Origin of the sequence: uncultured Hymenobacter sp., from assembly GCF_964243305.1 — a bacterium.
Classification (GTDB): domain Bacteria; phylum Bacteroidota; class Bacteroidia; order Cytophagales; family Hymenobacteraceae; genus Hymenobacter.
The window spans coordinates 44750-68339 of record NZ_CAXTEF010000015.1 but is presented as its reverse complement, the minus strand read 5'-3'; the positions used below and the strand labels follow the sequence as shown (position 1 = coordinate 68339).

General features: G+C 60.7%; 21 protein-coding genes and 1 tRNA gene. 8 read left to right on the top strand and 14 right to left on the bottom strand.

From position 1 onward, the window contains the following. Positions 1 to 109 precede the first annotated feature (109 nt). The 3 genes from rpsA to cphA all read left to right on the top strand — a co-directional run bounded on the left by rpsA (position 110) and on the right by cphA (position 5213). Complete coding sequence (gene rpsA, locus ACFE70_RS10800) at positions 110 to 2017, top strand: 30S ribosomal protein S1 (protein ID WP_375417751.1); 1908 nt, start codon at positions 110 to 112, stop codon at positions 2015 to 2017. Between the two features lie 336 nt (positions 2018 to 2353). Then, a tRNA-Cys gene (locus ACFE70_RS10795) sits at positions 2354 to 2424 on the top strand. A gap of 155 nt (positions 2425 to 2579) precedes the next feature. Then, positions 2580 to 5213, top strand: coding sequence for a cyanophycin synthetase (cphA, locus tag ACFE70_RS10790; RefSeq protein ID WP_375417750.1), 2634 nt, complete (start codon positions 2580 to 2582; stop codon positions 5211 to 5213). Positions 5214 to 5350: 137 nt separating this feature from the next. Here the strand turns inward: cphA and ACFE70_RS10785 are convergent, their stop codons facing one another. Both ACFE70_RS10785 and ACFE70_RS10780 read right to left on the bottom strand, forming a co-directional pair. Then, on the bottom strand, positions 5351 to 6076 hold the full coding sequence (locus ACFE70_RS10785; protein ID WP_375417749.1) for a hypothetical protein: 726 nt from the start codon (positions 6074 to 6076) through the stop codon (positions 5351 to 5353). Positions 6077 to 6143: 67 nt separating this feature from the next. After that, complete coding sequence (locus ACFE70_RS10780; RefSeq protein WP_375417748.1) at positions 6144 to 7094, bottom strand: hypothetical protein; 951 nt, start codon at positions 7092 to 7094, stop codon at positions 6144 to 6146. A gap of 114 nt (positions 7095 to 7208) precedes the next feature. On the opposite strand from ACFE70_RS10780, the gene ACFE70_RS10775 reads away from it, so the two are divergent. Both ACFE70_RS10775 and kdsA read left to right on the top strand, forming a co-directional pair. Next, positions 7209 to 7826 (top strand): methyltransferase domain-containing protein, encoded by a 618-nt coding sequence (locus ACFE70_RS10775; protein WP_375417747.1) that lies wholly within the window; start codon positions 7209 to 7211, stop codon positions 7824 to 7826. 96 nt (positions 7827 to 7922) lie between these two features. Next, the gene (gene kdsA / locus ACFE70_RS10770) at positions 7923 to 8747 is read left to right on the top strand and encodes a 3-deoxy-8-phosphooctulonate synthase (protein ID WP_375417746.1); all 825 of its coding nucleotides are present in this window, start codon (positions 7923 to 7925) and stop codon (positions 8745 to 8747) included. A 73-nt stretch (positions 8748 to 8820) separates the two neighbouring features. On the opposite strand, the gene ACFE70_RS10765 is transcribed toward kdsA, so the two are convergent. Together ACFE70_RS10765 and apaG are read right to left on the bottom strand one after the other, a co-directional pair. Continuing rightward, entirely contained in the window at positions 8821 to 9603 is a 783-nt protein-coding gene (locus ACFE70_RS10765) for an O-methyltransferase (RefSeq protein ID WP_375417745.1), read from the bottom strand. Positions 9604 to 9683: 80 nt separating this feature from the next. Then, complete coding sequence (gene apaG / locus ACFE70_RS10760; protein WP_375417744.1) at positions 9684 to 10070, bottom strand: Co2+/Mg2+ efflux protein ApaG; 387 nt, start codon at positions 10068 to 10070, stop codon at positions 9684 to 9686. A gap of 143 nt (positions 10071 to 10213) precedes the next feature. On the opposite strand from apaG, the gene ACFE70_RS10755 reads away from it, so the two are divergent. After that, positions 10214 to 10876 carry a uracil-DNA glycosylase gene (locus ACFE70_RS10755; protein ID WP_375417743.1) on the top strand — a complete coding sequence of 221 codons (663 nt, stop codon included), beginning with the start codon at positions 10214 to 10216 and terminating at the stop codon, positions 10874 to 10876. Positions 10877 to 11012: 136 nt separating this feature from the next. Here ACFE70_RS10755 and lepB read toward each other — a convergent pair whose 3' ends face one another. The 8 genes from lepB to ACFE70_RS10715 all read right to left on the bottom strand — a co-directional run bounded on the left by lepB (position 11013) and on the right by ACFE70_RS10715 (position 17237). After that, the gene (gene lepB, locus ACFE70_RS10750; RefSeq protein WP_375417742.1) at positions 11013 to 12167 is read right to left on the bottom strand and encodes a signal peptidase I; all 1155 of its coding nucleotides are present in this window, start codon (positions 12165 to 12167) and stop codon (positions 11013 to 11015) included. Between the two features lie 77 nt (positions 12168 to 12244). Further along, a complete protein-coding gene (gene dapB / locus ACFE70_RS10745) occupies positions 12245 to 12988 on the bottom strand; it encodes a 4-hydroxy-tetrahydrodipicolinate reductase (RefSeq protein WP_375417741.1) in 744 nt (247 codons plus the stop codon). A gap of 91 nt (positions 12989 to 13079) precedes the next feature. Continuing rightward, positions 13080 to 13727, bottom strand: coding sequence for a DUF5683 domain-containing protein (locus tag ACFE70_RS10740; RefSeq protein WP_375417740.1), 648 nt, complete (start codon positions 13725 to 13727; stop codon positions 13080 to 13082). A gap of 134 nt (positions 13728 to 13861) precedes the next feature. Beyond that, positions 13862 to 14836: a ParB/RepB/Spo0J family partition protein gene (locus ACFE70_RS10735; protein ID WP_375417739.1), complete on the bottom strand. Its 975-nt coding sequence runs from the start codon at positions 14834 to 14836 to the stop codon at positions 13862 to 13864. 79 nt (positions 14837 to 14915) lie between these two features. Beyond that, complete coding sequence (locus tag ACFE70_RS10730) at positions 14916 to 15146, bottom strand: DUF433 domain-containing protein (RefSeq protein WP_375417738.1); 231 nt, start codon at positions 15144 to 15146, stop codon at positions 14916 to 14918. 7 nt (positions 15147 to 15153) lie between these two features. After that, positions 15154 to 15417: a hypothetical protein gene (locus tag ACFE70_RS10725; protein WP_375417737.1), complete on the bottom strand. Its 264-nt coding sequence runs from the start codon at positions 15415 to 15417 to the stop codon at positions 15154 to 15156. A gap of 139 nt (positions 15418 to 15556) precedes the next feature. After that, a complete protein-coding gene (locus ACFE70_RS10720) occupies positions 15557 to 16360 on the bottom strand; it encodes a ParA family protein (protein WP_375417736.1) in 804 nt (267 codons plus the stop codon). Between the two features lie 190 nt (positions 16361 to 16550). Further along, complete coding sequence (locus tag ACFE70_RS10715; RefSeq protein ID WP_375417735.1) at positions 16551 to 17237, bottom strand: metal-dependent hydrolase; 687 nt, start codon at positions 17235 to 17237, stop codon at positions 16551 to 16553. A gap of 83 nt (positions 17238 to 17320) precedes the next feature. On the opposite strand from ACFE70_RS10715, the gene ACFE70_RS10710 reads away from it, so the two are divergent. Continuing rightward, positions 17321 to 19036 (top strand): ABC transporter substrate-binding protein, encoded by a 1716-nt coding sequence (locus ACFE70_RS10710; RefSeq protein WP_375417734.1) that lies wholly within the window; start codon positions 17321 to 17323, stop codon positions 19034 to 19036. 207 nt (positions 19037 to 19243) lie between these two features. Here the strand turns inward: ACFE70_RS10710 and yidC are convergent, their stop codons facing one another. Both yidC and ACFE70_RS10700 read right to left on the bottom strand, forming a co-directional pair. Next, positions 19244 to 21052, bottom strand: a complete 1809-nt coding sequence (gene yidC, locus ACFE70_RS10705) for a membrane protein insertase YidC (protein WP_375417733.1) — start codon at positions 21050 to 21052, stop codon at positions 19244 to 19246. Positions 21053 to 21176: 124 nt separating this feature from the next. After that, on the bottom strand, positions 21177 to 22823 hold the full coding sequence (locus tag ACFE70_RS10700; protein WP_375417732.1) for a CTP synthase: 1647 nt from the start codon (positions 22821 to 22823) through the stop codon (positions 21177 to 21179). A 199-nt stretch (positions 22824 to 23022) separates the two neighbouring features. Between ACFE70_RS10700 and ACFE70_RS10695 the strand changes: the two genes are divergently transcribed. Further along, positions 23023 to 23547, top strand: a complete 525-nt coding sequence (locus ACFE70_RS10695; RefSeq protein ID WP_375417731.1) for a VIT1/CCC1 transporter family protein — start codon at positions 23023 to 23025, stop codon at positions 23545 to 23547. The last annotated feature ends 43 nt before the right edge of the window (positions 23548 to 23590 follow it).

The window sequence follows — 23590 nt, the reverse complement described above, 5'->3', positions numbered from 1 at the left end:
GCCAAGGAGGCGGGCCGGTTAGCGGCTTCGCTTTCAGGCATTTCACCAAAACGCGAGCCGGCCTTGAGCTTCAGCCGGGAAGCGTATCAGGAAGCTCATACGCAATTTTATGGCAGAGTTGGCGGACGATAATTTTGATTGGGACAACGTAGGCGCGACCGGCTTCGGGGGCAACTACTCGCCGGAGCAGCGCGCCGAGATGGAGGCGATGTACGGCAACACCCTCACCACGGTGCAGGAAGAGGAAGTGGTGCGCGGCGTGGTGGTGGGTATCACCGAGCGCGACGTGATTCTGAACATCGGCTTTAAGTCGGACGGCTTGGTGTCCATCACCGAGTTCCGCGACCTGCCCGATTTGAAAATCGGCGATGAGGTCGAAGTATTCATCGAAGACCAGGAAGACATCAACGGGCAGTTGGTTTTGTCGCGCAAAAAGGCGAAAATCAAGCAGGCCTGGAAAGCTATTTACGACGCCCTGGAGCTGGATACCATCCTCGAAGGCGTGGTGAAGCGCCGCACCAAGGGCGGCCTGATTATGGAGCTGGACGGCGTGGAAGCTTTCCTGCCCGGCTCACAGATTGACGTGAAGCCCATCCGCGACTTCGACATTTATGTTGGCCGCCGCATGGAAATCAAGGTGGTGAAAATCAACGCCGCTTTCGATAACGTGGTGGTTTCGCACAAAGTTCTGATTGAGAAGGACCTGGAGAAGCAGCGCGAAGCCATCCTCAACAACCTGGAGAAAGGCCAGATTCTGGAAGGCAACATCAAGAACATGACCAACTTCGGCGTGTTCATCGACCTCGGCGGCGTCGATGGTCTGCTGCACATCACCGACATTTCCTGGGGCCGCATTCAGCACCCGTCGGAGGTGCTTACGCTCGACCAGAAGCTCAACATCGTGGTGCTCGACTTCGACGAGGCCAAGAAGCGCATCTCGCTGGGTCTCAAGCAGCTCACGCCCCACCCGTGGGATTCGCTGCCGGCTGACTTGCAGCCGGGCTCGAAGGTGTCGGGTCGCATCGTGAACGTGGCCGACTACGGCGCCTTCATGGAAGTGGTGCCGGGCGTCGAGGGCCTGATTCACGTCTCGGAAATGAGCTGGAGCCAGCACCTGCGCAACCCGCAGGATTTCATCAAGCAGGGCGACGTAGTGGAGGCGCAGATTCTGACGCTGGACCGCGAAGACCGTAAGATGAGCCTCGGCATCAAGCAGTTGACCGAAGACCCGTGGACTCGCGGTGATTTCGGCGGCAAGTACGCCGTCGGCACCAAGCACAACGGCCTGGTGCGCAACCTGACCAACTTCGGCCTCTTCGTAGAGCTGGAAGAGGGCGTGGACGGCCTTGTGCACGTCTCGGATTTGTCGTGGACCAAGAAAATCAAGCATCCTTCGGAGATGGTGAAGGTCGGTGACCGCCTCGACGTCGTGGTGCTGGAACTGGACCTGGGCTCGCGCCGCCTGGCCCTGGGCCACAAGCAGTTAGAGGAAAACCCCTGGGATACCTTCCAGACGGTGTTTACGCCCGGCTCGACGCACCGCGCCACCATCACCGAGAAGTCGGACCGCGGCGCCGTGCTGGAGCTGCCCTACGGCATCGAAGGCTTCGCCTACCCCAAAGGTTTGGTGAAAGAGGACGGCAGCAACGCCGAAAACGGCGAAGCGCTGGACTTCAAGGTACTCGAATTCTCGAAGGACGACCGCCGCATCGTGCTCTCGCACACCGCCGTGTACAACGCCGCCGAGGACACGAGCAAGACTGGCAACACCAAGTTCCAGAAGAAAACCAACGCCAAGGGCACTGAGCCCACCGGCGAAGGCAAGATGAGCGACCTGAAAAAGCCGCAGACCGACGACAAGTCGACCCTCGGCGACCTCGATGCCCTGAGCGCTCTGCGCGACAAGATGATGGGCACTGAGCGCCAGGCCGGCGAAGACAAGCTGAAGGCGAAAGCCGACGCCCAAGTCCCCCTGGCCGGCGACTCGCCCGACACCGCTGAGTTGCAGCGGCCCTAAGCGGCTGGTGAGTAAGGAATGAAAAGAGCCCCGGCTGGAAGGTTGGGGCTCTTTTGCGTTTAGGAGGGGGGTAGGAATATTTGGCCGCTGTCTGCGCCGCGAGGCGGTCCGGTCCGACGGCGTGAGCCGTCCGACCGGTAGCTAGGCGCGCCGTTCGGACGATTCCATTCTGGCGGACCTAACGACTACCGGTCGGACGGCTTGCGCCGTCGGACCGGACCGCCTCGCAGCCTTGTTCAGGGTCAAGGGGGTAAAGCTCTCGCACAGGTAGAAAATCACGTTCCTGCTTGTCCAAACCGGCACAAATTCTTACCTTTGCCCGCCCAAGGCCAACCGGGTGACGTGACCGAGCGGCTAGGTAGAGGTCTGCAAAACCTCCTACGGCGGTTCGAATCCGCCCGTCACCTCTCAAATTGCCCCGCCGCTTTCCTGGAAAGCGGCGGGGCTTTTTTCATACCCCTAAGCGCCGGCTAGTGCAAAGTTTGCGTTGCGCTATGGCTACATTGCCATCCCGACCGGGCGTGTGCGCGGCGGGAAACTATTCTTTCTTCGCCCTACCCCCATGAAAATTGTTGACCTCCGCACCATGCGCGGGCCGAGCTACTGGTCTGTGAAACACAACCGGTTGATTGTGAGCCGCGTAGATTTAGAAGAGTTTGCCGGCCAGGCCAGCGACACCGTGCCCGGCCTGCCCGACCGCCTGATGGCGCTGCTGCCCGGCCTGCGTCAGGAAACCCGCACCGACCGGCCCGCCACGGCCAAGCAGCGGGCCAAGAACCCGCCGCTGACGCAGGAATTACTGATGGATGGCGAGCCGCTGGGCCACGTCATCGAGCACGTGGCGCTGGAGTTGCAGCGGCTGGCGGCCATGCCCGTGTACTGGGGCAAAAGCTACCCCTCGCGCGAGGCGGGCGTGGAGTACGTCGTGTTCGAGTACCAGGAAGAGCGCGCCGGGCGCTTCGCGGCGCAGTCGGCCGTGGAGCTGGTCGAGGCGCTGTGCAAGGGAGAGGAGTTCAGCCTTAAGCCCGTGGTTGACGAGCTGCTCAAAATCCGCGAGGACGAGTATTTCGGGCCGAGCACGCAGAGCATTGTTACGGAGGCAGCTATGCGCAACATTCCGTACATCCAGCTCAAAAACAGCAACATCATTCAACTAGGCTACGGCGTCAACCAGCGGCGCATCTGGGCCACGACAACCAGCTTTACCTCACACGCGGGGGTGGAGGTGGCGGGCAATAAGAACCGCACCAAGGCCATGCTCAAGGATTCGGGCGTGCCCGTGCCGAAGGGCACGACGGTTTATGGCGAGGAAGGGCTACGCGACGCCATTGAGGAGCTGGGCTTTCCCATCGTGACCAAGCCGCTTGATGGTAACCACGGCAAGGGCGCGACCATCCGCATCATGAGCTGGGAAGATGCCGTGGCGGGCCTAGCCTTTGCTAAAGAATACTCCCGCGCCGTGATTGTGGAGCAGTTTATTGAGGGCGACGACCACCGGCTGCTGGTCGTGAATGGCAAGCTGGTGGCCGCCGCCAAGCGCACGCCGGCCGCCGTGACCGGCGACGGGCAGCACACCATTCAGGAGTTGATTGAGGAGGTGAACAAGGACCCGCGCCGTGGTATCGGCCACGAAAAGGTGCTCACCAGCATCAAGGCCGACCAGCACACGCTGGATTTGCTCAAAACGCAGGACAAAACCTTGGAAACTGTGCTGCCCGCCGGCGAAGTGCAGTACCTGAAAACCACGGCCAACATCAGCACCGGCGGCACCGCCGCTGACGTAACCGACCTGATGGACCCCTACAACGTGCTGCTGGCGGAGCGCGTGGCTGGCATCATCGGGCTGGATATCTGTGGCATCGACATGCTCACCTCCGACATCGCCATCCCGCTAAATCAAACCCGCGGCGCGGTGATTGAGGTGAATGCCGCGCCGGGTTTTCGGATGCACATCGCGCCCGCCGAGGGCTTGCCGCGCAACGTGGCCGCGCCCGTGGTAGACATGCTGTTTCCGCCCGGCTGCCCGACCCGCATCCCCATTATCGCGGTCACCGGCACCAACGGCAAAACCACCACCACGCGCCTGATTGCGCACATCGTGGCGTCGCAAGGCCACAAAGTCGGCTTCACCACCACCGATGGCATCTACATTCAGGGCGTGCAGCTGGAAAAGGGCGACTGCACCGGCGCCGTGTCGGCGGAGTTTGTCCTTAAAGACCCGACCGTGAACTACGCGGTGCTCGAAACGGCGCGTGGCGGGATGCTGCGCTCCGGCCTGGGCTTTCACACCTGCGACGTGGCCGTGGTCACGAACGTGGCGGCCGACCACCTGGGCTTGCGCGACATCTATACCGTCGAGGAAATGGCCGCGGTGAAGGGCGTGGTGCCGCGCACGGTGCGCAAAAACGGCTGGGCCGTGCTCAACGCCGACGACCGGCTGGTGTATGAGATGGCCCAGACCGTGGACTGCCGCGTAGCTCTGTTCAGCATGAACGAGCAGAACCCGCGCATTCGCGAGCACGTGGAAGCTGGTGGTGTGGCGGCCGTGTACGAGGAAGGCTACGTCACGATTTACAAGAATTCTTACAAGCTGCGCATTGGCCGGGCCGTGGAGTTTCCGGTCACGCTGGGCGGACGCGCGGGCTTCAACATCGAGAACTGCCTGGCCGCCGCGCTGGCCGCCTACGTGGCCGGTTTCGATAAAGACCTAATAAAAATGGCCCTGCGCACCTTCATTCCCTCGAGTACCAAAACGCCGGGGCGCATGAATGTGTACAAGTTTCCGCGCTTCGAGGTCATCGTGGACTATGCTCACAACACGGCCGGCATCACCAAATTCGCGCAGTTCATGGAGGCCACAACGGCCACGCGCAAAATCGGCGTCATCTCCGGCCTCGGCGACCGCCGCGACGAGGACACGCTCAGCTTCGCCCGCATTGCCGGCCGCATCTTCGATGAGGTAATTTTGCGCCAGAACTACGACCTGCGCGGCAAATCGGAGGAGTTCTTGCAGGAAATTATGACCCGCGGCCTACGCCTCGACAAGCCCGATTTGCCCGTCACCTACATCGCCGACGAAATGGACGCCGTAGACTACGTGCTGCAACAAGCGCCCGACGGCGCCGTCGTCACGCTGCTGACGGAGGATATTTCGGCTACGCTCAAACGGTTGGATGATTTTGAGAAGCTTACCTGAACCACAGACTAAACGGATTCCGCAGATTTTGCAGGCGATTTGTAAATGTGGTGCTGGTCCCATTCGTTCCGCAGATGGGGCTGGTTAGTTTTCCGGCTTTTCGCTGCTTTTCCGATGCCACTTCTCGCGCCACCGAGCTAAGTGCAGTCGGAGGACGAAATGATCAAGATTCCTTTCTCATGAATGGTGAGCTGCAATTCTTGGGTGGCATCACTGTCGCCAAACCCGCATGTAAACGTGTATACATTCCCTTTTTTGGACAGCAGCTTGGGCTGCTTTAATTTCTTGCCATCGTAGCCGGAATAGTTACTTATCAGGTGGTGGTACACCTCATTTAGCGTCAATTGTCGGAACGCATAAACATGGTCGAAGCAGCCGTCATATGTCGTCATAGTATAGGTGCCATTGGCGTACTCCGTAATGTCTTTTGTCGCATACTCCCGCAGCAGATTTTTAGCAGCCGACGCTACCAACTGCTTTTCCGTGCGGCTGCTTTTGGTGGTCCCCAGCAAATCAATGTAAAGCATTCCGCTGCGACTTTTTTTGATAGTCGGCCTTCTAGGTGTTAGGTCCGAGCTGAAAATGTAGCCCGTATAGGCGGGCGTGGTCACTTCTATCCAGTCGCCAGACAACGCAAAGCCAGCCCCAATCCATTTGACATCGTCCGAAGCCACTGTTTGCTGCGCGTTCACGACAACCCCCAGCGGAAGTCGGCGCGCTATTTTGGAGGTGAAAGAAGGCGTCTCGTGCAAGTCGGCCCCCGTAATAGCCACTACGTACAGTTTCGTCTTGGGCTTTGCCGTATCAGGTATAAAGGCGCTTAAAGCGGCACTCGTTAGTAGTCCGAGCAGTATCTTTTTCATGAACGGAGTGCAGCGAGGGTGGAAGACTGCAAAAGTTTGAAAAAGATTTTTGTAGTCTGACTGGGGTTTACTTCAGCGTGAACGTCGTCTTGCCCATTAGCTGGCCGCTCTCATACACTTCCACGGTGTGCGGGCCTTTCTTGTATTCGGCACCCTTGGCGTAGAGAAACTCCACTTTCTGGCGCGAGTTGTCATACACCACGTCCTGCTTTTGGGTGTAAAAGGCCTCCTGCCCCTCGACGGTGAAGGTGCCGCCGCCGGTGCTCAGGTTGTAGAGGGCAGCGCCGTCGGGCTCCAGCAGGCGCAGGTAAATCTGCTTGGTTTCCTTGGGCGACACGTCATTGCGGGCCAGGTTGAAGCTGATTTTGACCTTCTCCACGCGCTTGGCCTTGAACTCATCCTTGTCGTCGTCCTTCTCCTTGTTGCGCGCCGTGATAACGGACACCTGAATATTATCGGCTTGCAGGCGCGAGGCTACCCCCACCTTCTCCGTCAAATCCTGATTGGTTTTGGCGATGGTGCTGATAGTGTCAGTGAGCTTGTTCTGGCGCTGCTTGAGCGTCGTCGTCTCGGTGTAGAGCGTCTCGTTGTCGCGCTTGAGCTGGGCGATATCGTCGTCTTTTTTGCGCAGCTGACTTTCCAGGTTCTTGGCCCGGTCGCGGAACAGCCGCTGCTGGGCCACCGAGAAGCTACCAGCCTTGAAGGAGCGCAGCTTGAGCAGGTCGGCGCTGATGCCGGCGATGCGCGCCGTGAGCGAGTCGTTGCTCAGGCCCAGGGCCTGCAGCTCGCGGCTCTGGCGCTCATAATCACCTTTCAGGGCCTCGTATTGCTTGATTTGCTCTTGCAGCTTGCTATCCTTGGCCTGCACCTCGGTGGTGAGCACCTCGGCCTGCTGCCCCTTCTGCTGGTTAAGGTAAAACAGCACGCCATTGATGCCGAGCAGCACCAGAATAGCCGTGACAAAGAGCAGAGTGCGATTATTATTGGAGCGGGATTCGGGCTTCTCGTTAGGGTCCATGCGGGCAGATAAGTGGTGAGAGCTGGCTGAAATTGGCCGGGCGGGCCGCAGCCTTTGGGGGGCTAAAATAGGGTATTTTTGACGCCAAACTGCTTGGCAACCTCTTTTCTAAAAATGGAAACCGCGCTTCCCGCCTTAGATGCAGCCTATTGGCAGGCCCGCTACGAAGCGGCCCGCACTGCCTGGGACGCGGGCGGCATCACCCTACCCCTGCAAACGTACTTCGAGCAGCTCGTTGTTGAGCGGCAGCCGCGCGTTCTTATTCCGGGGGCTGGTCACGCCTACGAAGCCGAATACCTGCACTGCGCCGGCTTCGAACACGTTTTCGTAGCCGATATTGCGTCGGCGGCCCTGGCGGCCGTGGCCCGGCGCGTGCCCGACTTTCCAGCGGCACACTTGCTGCTGGCCGATTTTTTCAGGCTGCAACCCGCGCCGGAGCCCTTTGACTTGCTTGTTGAGCAAACCTTCTTCTGCGCCCTCGACCCTGCTTTGCGGCCCGCTTATGCCCGGCAGTGCGCCGATTTGCTGCGCCCCGGCGGCACGCTCGTGGGCCTGCTGTTCGAGGCTGATTTCGGGCCGGTGAGGGAGCCGCCGTTTGGAGGGGGTAGGGAAGAGTACCGGGCGTACTTTGAACCGTATTTTGAGTTCCGGCACTTCGCGACGGCCACAAACTCCATCCGGCCGCGGGCGGGCCGGGAGTTGTTTATTTGCCTGAAGAAAAAGCAGCTCTGACTTTTAGGTGAGATGCTATTCGCGCAACTCACAATTGCCGCCTACCCCCTCCTTTTTGTTCAACAACGCGCCAACCCAACATTGGTGATACCGCATATGATATCTGCCCTTGCCACCGCGCTGCCGCATTTCCGCCACACCGATTCGGGTCAGTTCTTCCTCATGGCCGGGCCCTGCGTGATTGAGGGTGAGGACATGGCCCTGGGCATCGCCGAAGAAGTGCGCGCCATCTGCGACCGGCTCCAGATTCCCTACATCTTCAAAGGCTCGTACCGCAAGGCCAACCGCTCCCGCCTGGATTCTTTCACGGGCATCGGCGACGAGGCGGCGCTAAAAATCCTGGCCAAAGTAGGCCGCGAAATCGGCGTGCCCACCGTGACCGATATTCACGAATCGGACGAGGCGGCGCTGGCTGCCGAGTACGTGGATGTGCTGCAAATTCCGGCTTTCCTGTGCCGGCAGACCGATTTGCTGCTGGCCGCGGCCCGCACCGGCAAGGTGGTCAACATCAAGAAAGGCCAGTTTCTGAGCGGCGAAGCCATGCAGTTTGCCGTCGACAAAGTGCGCGGCGCCGGCAACGAGCACGTGATTCTCACTGAGCGCGGCAACTCGTTCGGCTACTCGGAGCTGGTGGTGGATTTTCGCAATCTGCCCGCCATGCAGCGTTTCCAAGTGCCCGTGGTGATGGACGTGACCCACGCCTTGCAGCAGCCTAACCAGGCCAGCGGCGTGACCGGCGGTCAGCCCGCCCTGATTGCGACCATCGCCAAGGCTGCTATTGCCGTAGGCGCCGACGGCCTGTTTATCGAAACCCACCCCACGCCCGCCACCGCCCTCTCCGACGGCGCTAATATGCTGCCCCTTGACCAACTCGAAGGCCTGCTCGTGAAGCTGACCAGGCTGCGCGAGGCAATAAAGTAGCGCGAGCTTTGTAGTCCGCGAGTTTGCTGTTTGGGTGTTCGACTCGCGGACTATAAAGTCCGCGCTACCCGCCCTACAGCCGTAGCGAGAAATGCTGCCTGGGCTGATTTCGGCGAAAAAACACCAGCCCCACGTAGAATAAGTCCACCGTCAGCATCACCTGTGGGTGCACTTTGATGGTTTCCCAGGCCCGCTCCATCTCAGCCGACCAGTGAATGTCGTCGAGCACGAATACGCTCTGCTCATGCGCCTTGGCCAGGCACAGCTCAAAGTAGCGCAACGTGGGCTCGTAGCGGTGGTTGCCGTCGAAAAAAACGAAATCGAGGGGGTAGGGAAGGGCGGCCAGGGTAGGAGCCAGGATTTCATCGAAGTTGCCCTCCCGCAGCGCCACGTTGGGCAGGCGCAGCGCGGCGAAGGTTTCGCGGGCTACCGCCGCCGTGGCCGGGCAGCCCTCCAGCGTAATGACTTGACTGCGGGAGTCGGCTGCCGCCAGGTAGGCCGTGGTCAGGCCCAAGGAGGTGCCTAATTCCAGGATGGTGCGGGGCTGAAAATGATTGGCCAGCCGAAACAAGAGCTGCCCCAGTCGCGGGGGCTTGGCCGCCACGCGGGCAATGTCGGCCACGCGGCGCTGCCGCCCGGTGCCGGCGTGCGAGCCAGCGCCCAGGTCACGCACGGTAATGCTTTCCTTACTTCGCAGCAATTCCTGGCGCCGCGCCTCTAGCGCCTCATACGCCCCAAAATGGCCCTCGTGCCGGACAACGGTGGTGTAAAGCCCGAACACGAACGGCGAGTGCAGGCCGTGCGCATTACCCGAGCGCAGCCAGAAACGGAGGTAGGATAAGATTTGGTAGGACAAACTGGTAGCTGTTGGCTGCCAGCTGCTAGCAGAACAGCTGACCCCACAAAGCTAAAAGCCAGCAGCTAATGGCTACGAGCTTAGTTTAAACGGTAGGGCACCATGAGGGTGAACTCCGGGATATCGACCATAAACTGCTGGCCGTTGCCAAGGCGCTCCATGAGGTAAGTGCCGCGCATTTTCCCTACCCCCGACTTGAGGTTGCAGCCGCTCACGTACTGGTGCCCCTCACCTGACTCCAGCACCGGCTGGCGGCCCACCACGCCCTCGCCCTCCACTTCGCGCACCACGCCGTTGGCATCGTGGATGTGCCAGTGCCGCCGCAACAGCTTCACGGTGTGACCACTATCGTTGCGAATCTCAATCTTATAGGCAAACACGAAGTGCTCCTGCGCGGGGCTGGAGTAGTCGGGCAGGTAGCTGGTCGTAACCGTAACGGTGACGCCTTGCGTAGTGGTGGTGGGCATAGGGCGAAGCGAGGGTAAGTGGGCTGCCGGGCTAACAGAGCGACCGGAAGTTTGGTTTAGCAGGCCGCGGCTAAGCCAAATCCTCACACGTATACCTGTATCTGAATAATAAGTTTAAATTACTCTCACACTTTACACAAGACATGGTTAAGATTGCCGAAAGCTGGCGCCCGGTGCTGGCCGATGAGTTCGAGAAATCGTATTTCCAGAAGCTCATTGCCTTCGTAAAAGGCGAATACGCCACGGCTACGGTCTATCCGCCCGGCCCGCAGATTTTTCACGCCTTCGACGCCTGCCCCTTCGAGGAAGTCAAGGTTGTCATCCTGGGGCAAGACCCCTACCACGGTAAAAACCAGGCCCACGGCCTCTCGTTTTCTGTCAATGAGGGCATCCGCAATCCGCCCTCGCTGCACAACATCTTCAAGGAGTTGCAGGCCGACATTCCGACCACTCCGCCGCCCGCCAATGGCAACCTCGACCGTTGGGCGCAACAGGGCGTGCTGCTGCTCAATGCCACGCTCACCGTGCGCGCCGCCGAGCCCGGCTCGCACCAGAAAAAAGGCTGGGAAGAGTTCACCGATACCGTTATCCGCAAAGTGTCGGAAGGCCGGCCCCACGTTGTGTTCATCCTCTGGGGCGCCTACGCCGGCAAAAAGCAGGAGCTGATTGACGAGCGCAAGCACCTGGTGCTCAAGTCAGTGCACCCCTCGCCCTACGCGGCTGATAAAGGTTTTTTTGGCTCCAAGCCCTTCAGCCAAGCCAATGCGTGGCTCGAAAAACAGAGCCTGCCGGCTATTCAGTGGTAGGAGAGGGTAGGAAAACGCCCGTCAGCTTGCGAAGAACTTTATTGGGTCAGAGCGATAACCGTAGCAACGGCTCGCTCTAATCTGACAAGGTCCTTTGCAAGCTCAGGACGACGGGCGTTTTCCTACCCCCTTTCTTTTAGTTAATCGTGCGGAAGAGCCGGCTCCAGCGGATTTTGTGAAAGAAGTCGGCGTACGGGTCAACCGACAGCCAGACCAGGACGGCCTTGCCCACGAGGTGGTCTTCGGGCACAAAGCCCCAGAAGCGCGAATCCTCAGAGTTGTGGCGGTTGTCGCCCATCATAAAGTAGTAATTCTGACGTACCGTGTAGCTGGTCAGGGGCTTGCCGCTCTGGTAGATGAGGCCATCCTGCCAGGTGATGCCTTCGTTGGGCTCGTAGCTGGCAATAATTTTATAGTAGATGCCCGCGTTGGCTTTGGTGAGCGTGATGGTCTGGCCCTTCTTCGGAATGGCCAGCGGCCCGAAGTTGTCGAGCGTCCAGTTAGTAGGCTGCGCGCTGAGCTTGCTGCGGTTGGAAAAATCCACTATGGTAGGAAAAAGCGTGGCCTCCGGCTTGGTTTCGACTACTTCTTGCACGTAGGGCTGCTTGCGGAAATACTCGGCCACGCGCCGCGGGCAACTCACGAGGTAGCCCAGGCTGCCGTACTCAGCTGTCGCAATGGGTTCGCCGTTGGGCGTGTTGTAGTCCACCACGCCTTGCTCGCGCAACGCCCGGCTGGTTTCGTCGTTGGGGGCGGCCACCTTGAAGAAATAGCTGCTTTGCAGCTCGGCCGGCTGCGGGGCCAGCTTGCCGTTGATGTAAACCTGGCCTTCCTTGATTTGCAGCTCGTCGCCGGCAATGCCGATGCAGCGCTTAATGTAGTTGGTGCGCAAATCCGCGGGGTACTGGGCCTCATGCGGGATGTGAAACACCACGACGTCGTTGTTTTTGACGCTCGAGAACCCCGGAAACCGGAACGTGGGCAGCTGAATGGCGTCGGAGTAGCTCTTCAGGCCCGTGCCCCAGAGCGTCTGGTGGGTGAGGGGCACTTGCAGCGGCGTCTGGGGTGTGATGGGGCCGTAGTGCAGCTTGCTTACGAACAGGTAGTCGCCCACGAGCAGCGAGTTTTCCATGCTCGGCGTCGGGATGGTGTAGGCCTCGAACGTGGCCCAGCGAATGAGCGTAGCCGCTACGATGGCGAACAGAAACGAGTCGCCCCACTCGCGCAGCTTGCCTTTGGGCTGGGGCGGCGCGGCGTTGGGGTCGGGGCGGGGGCGGGTCAGAAGAGCCATAAGGAGGGCGCCGCGTTGGCGGGCCGGCAGGAGGTAGGGAATTCGGCTTTGCCGGCAGCCGGCAATAAAGACGTAAGTTAAAGCTTCCCGCCCAAAAGTGGCAAGCCGAGCAGTTCATTCATCCCAAAAAGACCTTGACGGCCAACTATATACTGCGCCGCCAACAAGGCGCCTTCGGCGAAGCCCTCACGGCTGTGGGCCTCGTGCTTCAGCTCCAGCAGGTCGGCGGCCGAGGTATAGGTCACCCTATGAGTGCCGACCACGTCGCCGGTGCGCTCCGAGAGCACGGCCAACTCCTGTGCGGTTTCGGCGGGCGCGTTGCGCCAGCTGGTTTTACCGGAAAAGTGGCGCAAAATGCCCTCGGCGGCGGTGAGGGCCGTGCCGCTGGGCTGGTCAATTTTCTGGGTATGATGAATTTCCTGCACCTGCACGTCGTAGCCGGCCCCAAGCTGGTGCATCCGGGCGGCAATGTATTCATTGAAGTGAAAAAACAGGTTTACCCCGATGCTGTAGTTGGAGGCGTAGAACAGCGCGCCGCCAGTTTGCTGCACCAGCGCGCGGGCTTCCTCAAAGCGGTGCAGCCAGCCCGTCGAGCCGCACACCACCGGCAGGCCCTGGCGCAAACAAGCCGCTACGTTGTCGAAGGCCGCATCGGGATGCGTGAACTCAATGGCCGCATCTACTTGGCCGGAACTGAAATCCTGAATGCGGACGCCGGGCCGCGACGGGTCGACGATGCCCGCCAGCTCGTGGCCGCGCGCCTCGGCCAGCGCAGCGATGGTCCGCCCCATTTTGCCGTAGCCAATCAGTAAAAGCCGCATCTAATTAATTAACAGTGAGTAATTAGCAATGAGCAATCAAGCAGGAAACTGACCGAACAACATTGCTCACTCACTGCCACTTATTTAATTGTCATTTAAAGGAAAGCGAAGCGGTGAGGCCCACGCCGGGCAGAGGCTGGCCGGGCACGGGCAGCAGGGCCGGCTCCCAGTGCAGCGTGAGGTCGTCGCTCACATCGAAATCGCGCAGGTGCGCATCGACCAGCGCATCGAGGATGGTCAGGCCGTAGCCGCCCATGAGGTAGAGAATGAATAGGTCGCGATTACGGCGGTAGACGACAACACCCCTTTGAATTGTCGCCGCGCTGCGCGCTTTGCTGGCGCGCGGACCTAGAAGCGAGTCTCCAATAACAGTTTTACCCTCCGCTAATAAGTCACTGGCATCGGCGTACTCCCGAAACGCGGTTTGATAATAATACTCGGCGTAGCCCAGTCCGCCGAGCAGGCCGTAGACGAGCGGCAGCTTCCACCAGCGCTTATTATAAATCTGGCCGGCGCCGGGGGCTAGGCCTGCCAGTAGCGCGGCCTTGCTAGGCCGGGTCAGGCGCAGCCCAAACAGGCGCTCGGTACGCGCCGCCGAGTCGGCGGCGGAGAGCTGCTTTTTGGTGGGCGCTGTGGTGTTCACCTGAGTCGAATCCGGCCCGGCCGTGACAACCTGAGCCTGGGTAGAGGCCACAGCCGCCAGCAGCACCAGCAGCAGTAATAGCAAGGGTCGGAACATAGGAAGGCAAATAAGCGGGCGGAAAAGCAGCCAACGCATAAAAGCGCCAGCTAAGTGCGGGCCGGCGGAGGCTAGTCCTGGGAAGAGTCCCTACCCCCCGTCCGCGTTGCAAAGTCCCGCAAGAATCAATCCGCTCAGGCCGGCTGCAAAATGTGCAGAATCCGCTGCATGTCCTCGACCGAATCGAAGGCAATTTTGATTTCGCCCCGGCCCTGCGGCCCCGGCCGCACCTGCACCCGGGAGCCAAACCGGTCGGCCAGAAACCGCTCGGTACGGCGCAGCTCGGCCACGGGCACGACGGGCGGGGCCGGCTCAGCGCTGGCCCCGTTGGCTTTGCCGCCAGCGGGGGGGGTAGGGAATCGGCCGAAGCCGCCGCGCACCAGCTCCTCGACGCGGCGCACGCTCAGGTCCTCGGCCACTATGCGGCGGAACAAAGCCAGCTGCTGCTGCGGGTCTTCGATGCTGATGAGGGCGCGGGCGTGGCCCATGCTGATTTCGGCGTCGCGCAGGCCGATTTGAATGTCGGGTGGCAGCTTGAGCAGGCGCAGGTAGTTCGTGACGGTTGAGCGGTTTTTGCCCACCCGGTCGCCGAGGTCTTCCTGGCGCAGGCTGCACTCGCTCAGCAACCGCTGGTAGCTCAGGGCAATTTCGATGGCATTCAGGTTTTCGCGCTGAATGTTCTCGATGAGGGCCATTTCCAGCATCTGCTGGTCGTCGGCCTTGCGGATGTAGGCCGGAATGGTCTCTAAGCCAGCGAGTTTGCTGGCCTGCAGGCGCCGCTCGCCGGAGATGAGCTGGTAGGCGTTGGTGCCGGTCTGGCGCAGGGTCACGGGCTGAATGATGCCCTGAATGCGGATGCTCTCGGCCAGCTCACGCAGGGCTTCCTGGTCGAAGTGCGTGCGCGGCTGGTAGGGGTTGGTTTCAATCTGGTCGACTGGAATCTGGCCCACCGAGTTGACCGGGTGCGGCACGAGCCGCTCGCCCTTTTTCTCGTAGCTGCCTTCAATCAGGGCATTGAGGCCCCGGCCCAGCCCGCCGAGCTTGCGCTTGGCCGCCGGCAGGGGGGTAGGGACTGCCTTTTCTTCGTTCTTATCTTCGACTACAGCCATAGCATCGGGGGCGCGGGCCGAAAACTCGGCGCCAGCGGAACGTCAAATTTAGGGATTTGGCGGGGAAGGGCAAGGTGCCTCACCGGACTAAGCGCGTGTTGCGCTGCCGGTCAGCCGCGTAGCGCAGACAAGCTCTAATTTGTTCTTCGCTCAACTCAGGAAAATCTTCCAGGATTTCCGAAATGCTCATACCATTGCCTAGCCATCGCAGCACATCTTCCACGCTGATGCGCGTACCAATCAAGCAAGCCCGGCCGAAGCGTATTTCCGGGTCAATGCCAATTAGCGGATGAGCAGCGGAAACAAGCATGGCAACTTTATAGAGGTTCTAAGTCAGCAGGAAACTGACTCCATTGTCGCCAAAGATTCTGGTCGTCGATTTGTTTCTCTGTTGCATTACGCCCGTTCCAAGCCCGGTTCAGGTGAGAGTAGATGTGCGCCATATCTATTGCAAACTCCACCTCATCATATTGAGGGTTGTCGTTCATCTCCAGACACATTTTTTGCAGATGCTCCTGAGTATCTTCCAACTCAAACAGCAAGGTTGCCCAAGCTATGGGGGCAGATTTTTTGTCGACCATATCGAAAATCGGGTTGCGGTAGAGACACAATATTTTGTGTCTCTAACAGAGGAACGATAATCGTGCTGACGACGAGACACAAAATATTGTGTCTCTACGCCCGGCTTGGCAATTTAACAACCCGTTAAAAACAATTACGCTACGCCTCGTCCGCCGCTTCCTCGGGCCGGGCTTCCACGCTGTTCTTCTCCACGATTTCGCGGGCCAGGTTCAGGTAGGAAATGGCGCCCTTGCTCTCGGCGTCGTGCAGGATGACGGGGATTCCGAAGCTCGGCGACTCGCTCAGCTTGACGTTGCGCGGGATGATGGTGTCGAAAACGAGTTGCTGAAAGTGCATCTGCACCTCTTCCACCACCTGGTTGCTCAGGCGCAGGCGCACGTCGTACATCGTGAGCAGGATGCCTTCAATTTCCAGCTCCGGGTTCAGCCGGCTCTGAATGATTTTGATGGTATTGAGCAGCTTGCCCAGGCCTTCGAGGGCGAAATACTCGCACTGCACCGGGATGATGACCGAGTGGGCGGCCGTCAGCGCGTTGACCGTGATGAGGCCCAGCGACGGCGAGCAGTCGATGACAATGAAATCGTACTCGTCGGCCAGGGGGCGCAGGGCCTCCTTCATCTTTTCCTCACGGTTGGGCAGGTTAATCATCTCCACTTCGGCGCCCACCAGGTCGATGTGCGAGGGCATCAAGTCGAGGTGGGGCAACACGTTGGTTTGCAAGATGATGTCGCGGGCGTTGATGCCGTCCACCATGCACTCGTAGATGCTGTTCTGGATGTCCTTGGGGTCGAAGCCGACGCCGGACGTGGCGTTGGCCTGCGGGTCGGCATCCACGAGCAGGGTACGGTAGTCCAGGGCGGCCAGCGAGGCCGCGAGGTTGATGGCCGACGTGGTTTTGCCCACGCCGCCTTTTTGGTTAGCTACCGCAATTATTTTTCCCATGTTCTCTTATTGTCATCCCTACCCCCCCTTGTCATCTGTCATGCTGAGCTTGCGAAGCATCCTCTCGCCGGAGAACGAGCACTAATCGATTAGTTACTGCGTCGTTTCGCGGCGAGAGGATGCTTCGCAAGCTCAGCATGACAGATGACAAGGGGGTAGGGACGCTATACTAAACAGCTAAACAACTAATTTACAGCGTAATCGTTTCGCCGACGCGCAGCAGCAGCAGCTCTTTGCCGGCGGCTTGCGCTTCGGCCTTGGCCACATCGTGGTTGATGACCAGCGGCGGGAACGTGTCGAAGTGCATTCCGATGATTTTGCTGGTGCCCACCCAGTCGGCGCAAATCAGCGCGTCGCTCACGCCCATCGTGAAATGGTCGCCGACGGGCAGGATGGCAAAATCCAGCCGGCCGTAGCGCTCGCCAATCAGCTTCATGTCGTAGGTCAGGGCCGTGTCGCCGGCGAAGTAGAGCGTGCGGCCGGCGGCGGTTTTAATGACGAAGCCCGCCGCGAGCCCGCCATAAGAGCCATCGGGCAGCGAGCTGGAGTGGGCCGCGCCGACCATCTGCACCTGGCCGAAGGGCAGCTGCACCCTGCCGCCCAGATTCATCTTCAGGTTGGCTTTCAGACCTTTGGCCTCGAAGTAGCCCAGCACCTCAAACATGCCCAGCAGCTCGGCGCCGGTGCGTAAGCCGATGGCCTCCACGTCGGCCACGTGGTCGTAGTGACCGTGGGAGAGGAAGATGTAGTCGGCCTCGATGGCGGCCACGTTCACGTCCTTCGCCAAGCCGTTGGGGCTGATGAAGGGGTCGAAAAGCACGCGGGTGCCGTCGAAATTGGCGAGGAAGCAGGAGTGGCCGAAGTAGGTAAGGGTCATATAGAAAAAGGCGCGCGCAACGCGAAGAAAGGGCTAAATTCGTTGGCTTACCTTTGACAAAGATACAGTCTTTCCTTCGTCGAATGCGCGCTTTTTTCCGGCCTGAGCGGCCCGGTTTCGCCTGGCGGCCGGCCGCGGCCGGCCTGGTTTTGCTAATGGCAGGCGCCGGTCTGCCCGCCTGCCGCGAGGCCGCCCGCCCGGCCGCGGCCGCCGAGCAGCGCCGCGTCTTCCACTACAACCAGCCCGAAGCCCTAACCTCGCTCGACCCCGCCTTTGCCCGCAACCAAGCCAATTCCTGGGCCGTGTCGCAGCTCTACAACGGCTTATTGGAGCTGGATTCGGCCATGCAGCCGGCGCCCGCGCTGGCCCGGCGCTACGCCATCTCGCCCGATGGCCGGACCTACACGTTCTGGCTGCGGCGGGGGGTAGGGTTTCAGGCTAGCGAGGTTTTTCCCGGCGGGGGGGGTAGGGAAGTGGTAGCGCAGGATTTCGTGTACAGCTTCCGGCGGCTGCTGGACGCGGCCACGGCCTCGCCCGGCGGGTGGATTTTTCGGGGTAAGGTGCTGGAAAACAAGCAGGGTGAGCCCAGCGACACCTGCTTTGTAGCCGTGAATGACTCAACCTTGCGCATTCACTTGCAGCAGCCGTTCATCCCGTTTCTGGGCATTCTGACTATGCCCTACGCCTTCGTGGTGCCGCGCGAGGCGGTGCTCAAGTACGGCAAGGACTTTCGGGAGCATCCCGTGGGCACGGGGCCGTTTCAGTTTAGGCTCTGGGATGAGGGCAACGTGATTCTTTATCACAAAAACCCGCGCTACTGGCGCCGCGATACGCAAGGCCGGCCGCTGCCCTACCTCGACGCGGTGCAAATCAGCTTTATTCAGGACCGCAAAACCGAGTTTCTGACCTTCCAGCAGGGCAAGCTGGACTTTCTGTCCGGCATCCGCGAAGGCTCGCGAGACTTGATTCTCAACCCCGACGGCACGGTGCGCGACGACTTCCGGGGCCGGTTTCAGGTGCAGAAAGTGCCGTATCTGAACACTGAATACCTGGGCTTCCAGCTGGATTCGGCTAACCTGACCGGCCCGCAGGCCGCGCAGGGCCGGCTCTTGCGGGACCGCCGCGTGCGCCAGGCCCTGAACTACGCCCTCGACAAGCCCGAAATGCTGGCCTACGTGCTCAACCACGTCGGGCGGCCGGGCAATTCGGGTTTCGTGCCGGCGGCATTGCCCTCATTCAGCGTGCAAGCCGTGCCCGGCTATTCCTACCAGCCGCAGAAGGCGCGCGCCTTGCTGCAAGCCGCCGGCTACGGCCCCGGCCGGCCGCTGCGCCTGCGCCTGAGCACGGTGCAGGAGCGCAAGGAAGTGTGCGAATACATGCAGAAGAAATGGGCCGAAGTGGGCGCGCAGGTCCAGATTGACGTCAACCAATCCGCCGCCCAGCAGGAAATTGTGGACAACGGCCGCACCGCCTTTTTTACTAAAAGCTGGCTCGGCGACTACCCCGACGCGGAGAATTATCTCAGCTTGTTCTACAGTCCCAACTTCGCCCCCGCTGGCCCGAATAAAACGCACTTCAAAAACCCAGAATATGACCGGCTTTACGAACTGGCCCGCAAGGAGCAGGACGCCCAAAAGCGCTTCGCGCTCTACCAGGCGATGGACCGGCTCGTGGTGCGGGAGTCGCCGGTCGTGGCGCTTTATTATGATGAGGTGGTGCGCCTGACGCAAAACAACGTGCGCGGCCTCACGCCCAACCCGATGAATCAGCTGCTGCTGGAGCGGGTGCGGAAAGAGTAGGCAGGTTTCGCCCTTCGCGGCTAACCCCACCCCCGGCCCCTCCCCGGCGGGAGAGGGGAGCCTGGCGCTCAACCCGACGCAAGTCTGGATATTGGAAAAAAGCTCACTGCATACTCGCAGTGAGCTTTTTATTAGCTGATAAGGTCAGGCTCGCCTCTCCCGCCGGGGAGGCGCCGGGGGTGGGCTTAGCCGCGGAGGACGACACACCTAAGCGCCCTTTTTCTTCGCCTGCGCCTCGCGCTCCTGCGCGGTTTTCATGGCCTCGGCCAGGCGGGCCTGGAAGCCGCTGGGCTTCTTGTCCTTGTTCTTGACCTTATTAGCGTCGAGCTGGGCGCGGATTTTATTCTCATCGACGAAGGCCTTGGTGATGGCCTGTTGGCCCAGCGTGATAACGTTGCTCACGAAGTAGTACCAGGTAAGGCCGGCGGCGAAGCTGTTTAATACAAACAGGAAGATGACGGGCATCAGGTAGCTGTAGAACTTCATCGGCCCCTGCATCTGGGTGTTGACCTGGTTGCTCTGGTAGGTCATAAGCAGGGTCGAAGCGGTCATCAGCAGGGTGAACATGCTCACGTGGTCGCCGTACCATTTGATGGCGAACGGCAGCTTGGCAAACACGTCGTAGGAGCTTAAGTCCTTGGCCCACAGAAAGCTTTGCTGGCGCAGCTCGATGGCGTTGGGGAAGAACTGGAACATGGCGAACAGAATCGGCAAAGTCAGCAGCGTGGGCACGCAGCCGCTAAGCGGGCTCACGCCGAAGGTCGAGTAGAGCTTCATGGTTTCCTGCTGCACCTTGGTCGGGTCGTCGCCGATTTTCTCCTTGATGGCGTCAATCTCGGGCTTGAGCACCTTCATGCGGGCCTGCGACTCGTAGGTTTTATAAGTCAGCGGCCAGGTGACGAGCTTGATAAGCAAGACCAGCAGGGCGATGATGATGCCGTAGGAACCGATGTACTGCTCCAGAAAATGGAACACTGGCAGAATCACGTAGCGGTTGACGGCGCGGAAAACGCCCCAGCCCAGGTACACGTTGCGGTCAAACTCCGGCGCGACTTCCTTGAGCAGATTAAACTGATTCGGGCCGAAGAAAAAGCGGTACTTGCCGCCGGCCGGGCTCGTCACGTCGGCCACGGGCAGGGCCAGCGTGGTGCTCATCGCCTTAATGAACGGACTGTTGGGGGCCAGGTCGGCGGCGGCGTTGAAGGAACCGCTGGCGAAGGGCGCCCCATCAGCGATAAAGCCGGCCACGAAGAAGTCGTGCTTGTGGGCGGCCCAGCGCAGGGGCTCGGCCACTTTCTTTTCCTCGGGCGTTTCGCTGGCTTCGGCTAGGGCGTCGTGGTTGCCCGAAGCCGTGTGGTGGTTGATGGTTGAGTGGTTCTGGTTCTGCTGGCGGTCCTGCTCGGTCTGCCGCACGCGGTCCTGGAAGGTGAAGGTGAGCGGCTCCTGGGCCACGCTGTTCTGCAAGCCGTTGAGCTTGAGGTTGTAGCCGACTTCGTAGGAGTTGGGGGGTAGGGAATACGTCTGCTCGATGGTGCCGCCGGCCACGGGCGCGGTGAAGGTCAGGCGCTGGCCGCCCTTCTCCTCCGGCGTGATGGCCGAAGGCTGAAAGTTGAGGCCTGCGAAGCTCACTGTCTGGCCCGTGGTGAGGCGAAAGCGCAGGTCGAGGCGGGCGCTCTGAGCATCAAGCAAGTCGAGCGGCTGGCCGAAGAAGGTCTGGTACTTGTTCAGGCGCACGGCCGTCAGCCGGCCGCCACGGGTAGAGAAGGTCAGGGTCAGGTTTTCATTCTTGAGCTGGATTTCCCGCACCGGGCCCGCAGCGGAGTGCAGGGCGGCTTCGGGCGCGAGGGGGGGGGTAGGGATAGCCGCGGGCGCCGGGGCGGCGGGCGTGGCAGCGGTGCCGGTGGTCGGCTTGGCGGGCTGGTTTTTAGCGTCTTCGGGCTTGGGCGCGAAGAAAAACAGGTAAATCAGCAGCAGGGCCGAGATAAGGAAGAGGCCGGTTGCTTGGTTGCGGTCCATTTAGTGGAATTATAAGTTTTGAATTATGAGTTATAAGTTTTGCATAGGAGGCTTATAGTTGATAGAGCTATGACGCTTAGCATAACTTCCAACTCATAACTCATAATTCAAAACTCGTAACTACCTACTGCGCCTTGCGGTGCTGAATGGCGGCCCGCACGAAGCGCACGAACAGCGGGTGCGGGTTCTCGACGGTGCTTTTCAGCTCCGGGTGAAACTGCCCGGCCACGAACCACGGGTGATTAAGCAACTCAATTACCTCAACCAAACCCGTTTCGGGATTGGTGCCCGTGGCGTGCAGGCCGGCTTCCTCAAACTGCGTCAGGAACTGATTATTAAATTCATAGCGGTGCCGATGCCGTTCGCTGACGTGGTTGCGGCCGTAGGCCTTGGCCGCGCGCGAGCCGCGGCGCAGGTCGCAGGCGTAGGCGCCCAGGCGCATTGTGCCGCCCTTCTGAGTGATGTTCTTTTGCTCCTCCATTATCGCAATGACGGGGTAGGGCGTGTGAGCGTCCATCTCCGTGGAGTTGGCTTCGGGCAAGCCCAGCACGTGGCGGGCATACTCAACTACTGCCACCTGCATTCCGAGGCAGATGCCGAAGAAGGGAATGTTGTTTTCGCGCACGTGCTGCACCGCGCAAATCTTGCCCTCAAAACCCCGCTCCCCGAAGCCGGGCGCCACGAGCACGCCGTCGCAGCCGTGCAGCAGCTGGGCCACGTTTTCACTCGTAATGTGCTCACTCTGAATGCTGCGCAGGTGCACCTTGCACTCGTTCTGGGCGCCGGCGTGCACGAAGCTCTCGTTGATGGACTTGTAGGCGTCGGGCAGCTCCACGTACTTGCCGACCAGCGCGATAGTCACTTCCTCGGTCGGGTTTTTGAGCCGGCCCAGGAAGTCTTTCCACACCTCCAAATCGGGCTGAGCCGGGCCGCCGGTCAATTTCAGCCGCTTAATCACGCGCTCATCCAAGCTTTCCTTGAGCATGAGCAGCGGTACCGAGTAGATGCTGTCGGCATCTAGCGCCTCAATCACGGAGTTGATTTTGACGTTGCAGAAGAGCGCGATTTTCTTGCGCATCTCCACCGGAATTGGGTGCTCGGAGCGGCACACGAGGATGTCGGGCTGGAGGCCGGCCTCGCGCAAGTCGCGCACCGAGTGCTGCGTGGGCTTGGTTTTCAGCTCGCCGGCTGCGCTCAGATACGGAAGCAGCGTGAGGTGAATAACGAGCGAGTCGTTGGGTGGCAGCTCCCAGCGCAGCTGGCGCACGGCCTCCACGAAGGGCAGGCTCTCGATGTCACCGATGCAGCCGCCGATTTCGGTAATGACCACGTCGAACTCGCCGCTCTGGCCCAGCAGCAGCATCCGGCGCTTGATTTCGTCGGTGATGTGGGGCACCACCTGCACCGTCTTGCCCAGGAACGCGCCCTCGCGCTCCCGCCGAATCACGGTGTCGTAGATGCGGCCCGTGGTCACGTTGTTGGCCTGCGAGGTCGGCGCGTTCAGAAACCGCTCGTAGTGGCCCAGGTCGAGGTCGGTTTCGGCCCCGTCATCGGTGACGTAGCATTCGCCGTGCTCGTAGGGGTTGAGCGTGCCGGGGTCGATGTTGATGTAGGGGTCGAACTTCTGGATGGTGACCCGGAAGCCGCGGGCCTGTAGCAGCTTGGCCAGCGAGGCCGAAATAATTCCTTTTCCGAGGGAAGAGGTGACGCCGCCGGTCACGAAGATGTATTTGGCGGCGGCCGGGGGGGTAGGGAGGGGGGAGGTGGGCATTACGGAGGCCAAAGGTACGGCGGGATTGAAGGCGCGGGCGGGTCAGGCCCTCAGGGCCCGCTGCTGGCCCGCTGCTGGCCTGCTGCTTCCGGCTGGCGAGGCCTGACTGCCGCCGGGCGCGGGCAAGTGAGCGAAACAGAAAGTCGTAAAGATTCAAGTCTGCATCCCACCGCTACTTCGCGCGCGTTTCCGTTAGCTCATGGCCATGACTCCTCCTACCCCCTCCACGTCCGCCGAGGCGGCGGCCCACGCCGAATTCGTGCTGCAAAAAGTGCAGCCTGCCCTGCTGGGCCTCATGGATGGCTCGGTTTCGACTCTGGCCCCGCTCTTCGCCACGGCGGGCCTGACGCACTCAGCCCACGACGCCTTTTTCGTGGGGCTGGCCGCCTCGGTAGGCGCTGGCGTGAGCATGGGTCTGGCCGAGGCCCTCTCCGACGACGGCACCGTCACGGGCCGCGGCAACCCCTGGGTGCGGGGCCTTATTACCGGCGGGGCCACCACGCTGGGCGGGATGCTGCACACGCTGCCCTTCCTGCTCACCAATCTGGGGCTGGCCCTGAAGGTGGCCTACGCCGTGGTGGGTATTGAGCTGCTGCTGATTGCCTACATCCGCTACCGGTTCATGAAGACTCCCCTGGCGAGCACCATTTTTCAGGTGATTGTGGGGGGCGGCATTGTGTTTCTCATCGGGCTCTGGCTGGGTCGGGTGGGGGCGGGGGGGTAGGAAGCCGGCGGGCAGGCTTCTACTTGAGTAGAAGGATGGCGTG

What these genes read in the sequence shown, in the direction of transcription:
- rpsA (WP_375417751.1), top strand. Translation starts at nt 110, where the DNA reads ATGGCAGAGTTGGCGGACGATAATTTTGATTGGGACAACGTAGGCGCG.
- cphA (WP_375417750.1), top strand. Translation starts at nt 2,580, where the DNA reads ATGAAAATTGTTGACCTCCGCACCATGCGCGGGCCGAGCTACTGGTCT.
- ACFE70_RS10785 (WP_375417749.1), bottom strand. Translation starts at nt 6,076, where the DNA reads ATGAAAAAGATACTGCTCGGACTACTAACGAGTGCCGCTTTAAGCGCC.
- ACFE70_RS10780 (WP_375417748.1), bottom strand. Translation starts at nt 7,094, where the DNA reads ATGGACCCTAACGAGAAGCCCGAATCCCGCTCCAATAATAATCGCACT.
- ACFE70_RS10775 (WP_375417747.1), top strand. Translation starts at nt 7,209, where the DNA reads ATGGAAACCGCGCTTCCCGCCTTAGATGCAGCCTATTGGCAGGCCCGC.
- kdsA (WP_375417746.1), top strand. Translation starts at nt 7,923, where the DNA reads ATGATATCTGCCCTTGCCACCGCGCTGCCGCATTTCCGCCACACCGAT.
- apaG (WP_375417744.1), bottom strand. Translation starts at nt 10,070, where the DNA reads ATGCCCACCACCACTACGCAAGGCGTCACCGTTACGGTTACGACCAGC.
- ACFE70_RS10755 (WP_375417743.1), top strand. Translation starts at nt 10,214, where the DNA reads ATGGTTAAGATTGCCGAAAGCTGGCGCCCGGTGCTGGCCGATGAGTTC.
- lepB (WP_375417742.1), bottom strand. Translation starts at nt 12,167, where the DNA reads ATGGCTCTTCTGACCCGCCCCCGCCCCGACCCCAACGCCGCGCCGCCC.
- dapB (WP_375417741.1), bottom strand. Translation starts at nt 12,988, where the DNA reads ATGCGGCTTTTACTGATTGGCTACGGCAAAATGGGGCGGACCATCGCT.
- ACFE70_RS10740 (WP_375417740.1), bottom strand. Translation starts at nt 13,727, where the DNA reads ATGTTCCGACCCTTGCTATTACTGCTGCTGGTGCTGCTGGCGGCTGTG.
- ACFE70_RS10735 (WP_375417739.1), bottom strand. Translation starts at nt 14,836, where the DNA reads ATGGCTGTAGTCGAAGATAAGAACGAAGAAAAGGCAGTCCCTACCCCC.
- ACFE70_RS10730 (WP_375417738.1), bottom strand. Translation starts at nt 15,146, where the DNA reads ATGCTTGTTTCCGCTGCTCATCCGCTAATTGGCATTGACCCGGAAATA.
- ACFE70_RS10725 (WP_375417737.1), bottom strand. Translation starts at nt 15,417, where the DNA reads ATGGTCGACAAAAAATCTGCCCCCATAGCTTGGGCAACCTTGCTGTTT.
- ACFE70_RS10720 (WP_375417736.1), bottom strand. Translation starts at nt 16,360, where the DNA reads ATGGGAAAAATAATTGCGGTAGCTAACCAAAAAGGCGGCGTGGGCAAA.
- ACFE70_RS10715 (WP_375417735.1), bottom strand. Translation starts at nt 17,237, where the DNA reads ATGACCCTTACCTACTTCGGCCACTCCTGCTTCCTCGCCAATTTCGAC.
- ACFE70_RS10710 (WP_375417734.1), top strand. Translation starts at nt 17,321, where the DNA reads ATGCGCGCTTTTTTCCGGCCTGAGCGGCCCGGTTTCGCCTGGCGGCCG.
- yidC (WP_375417733.1), bottom strand. Translation starts at nt 21,052, where the DNA reads ATGGACCGCAACCAAGCAACCGGCCTCTTCCTTATCTCGGCCCTGCTG.
- ACFE70_RS10700 (WP_375417732.1), bottom strand. Translation starts at nt 22,823, where the DNA reads ATGCCCACCTCCCCCCTCCCTACCCCCCCGGCCGCCGCCAAATACATC.
- ACFE70_RS10695 (WP_375417731.1), top strand. Translation starts at nt 23,023, where the DNA reads ATGGCCATGACTCCTCCTACCCCCTCCACGTCCGCCGAGGCGGCGGCC.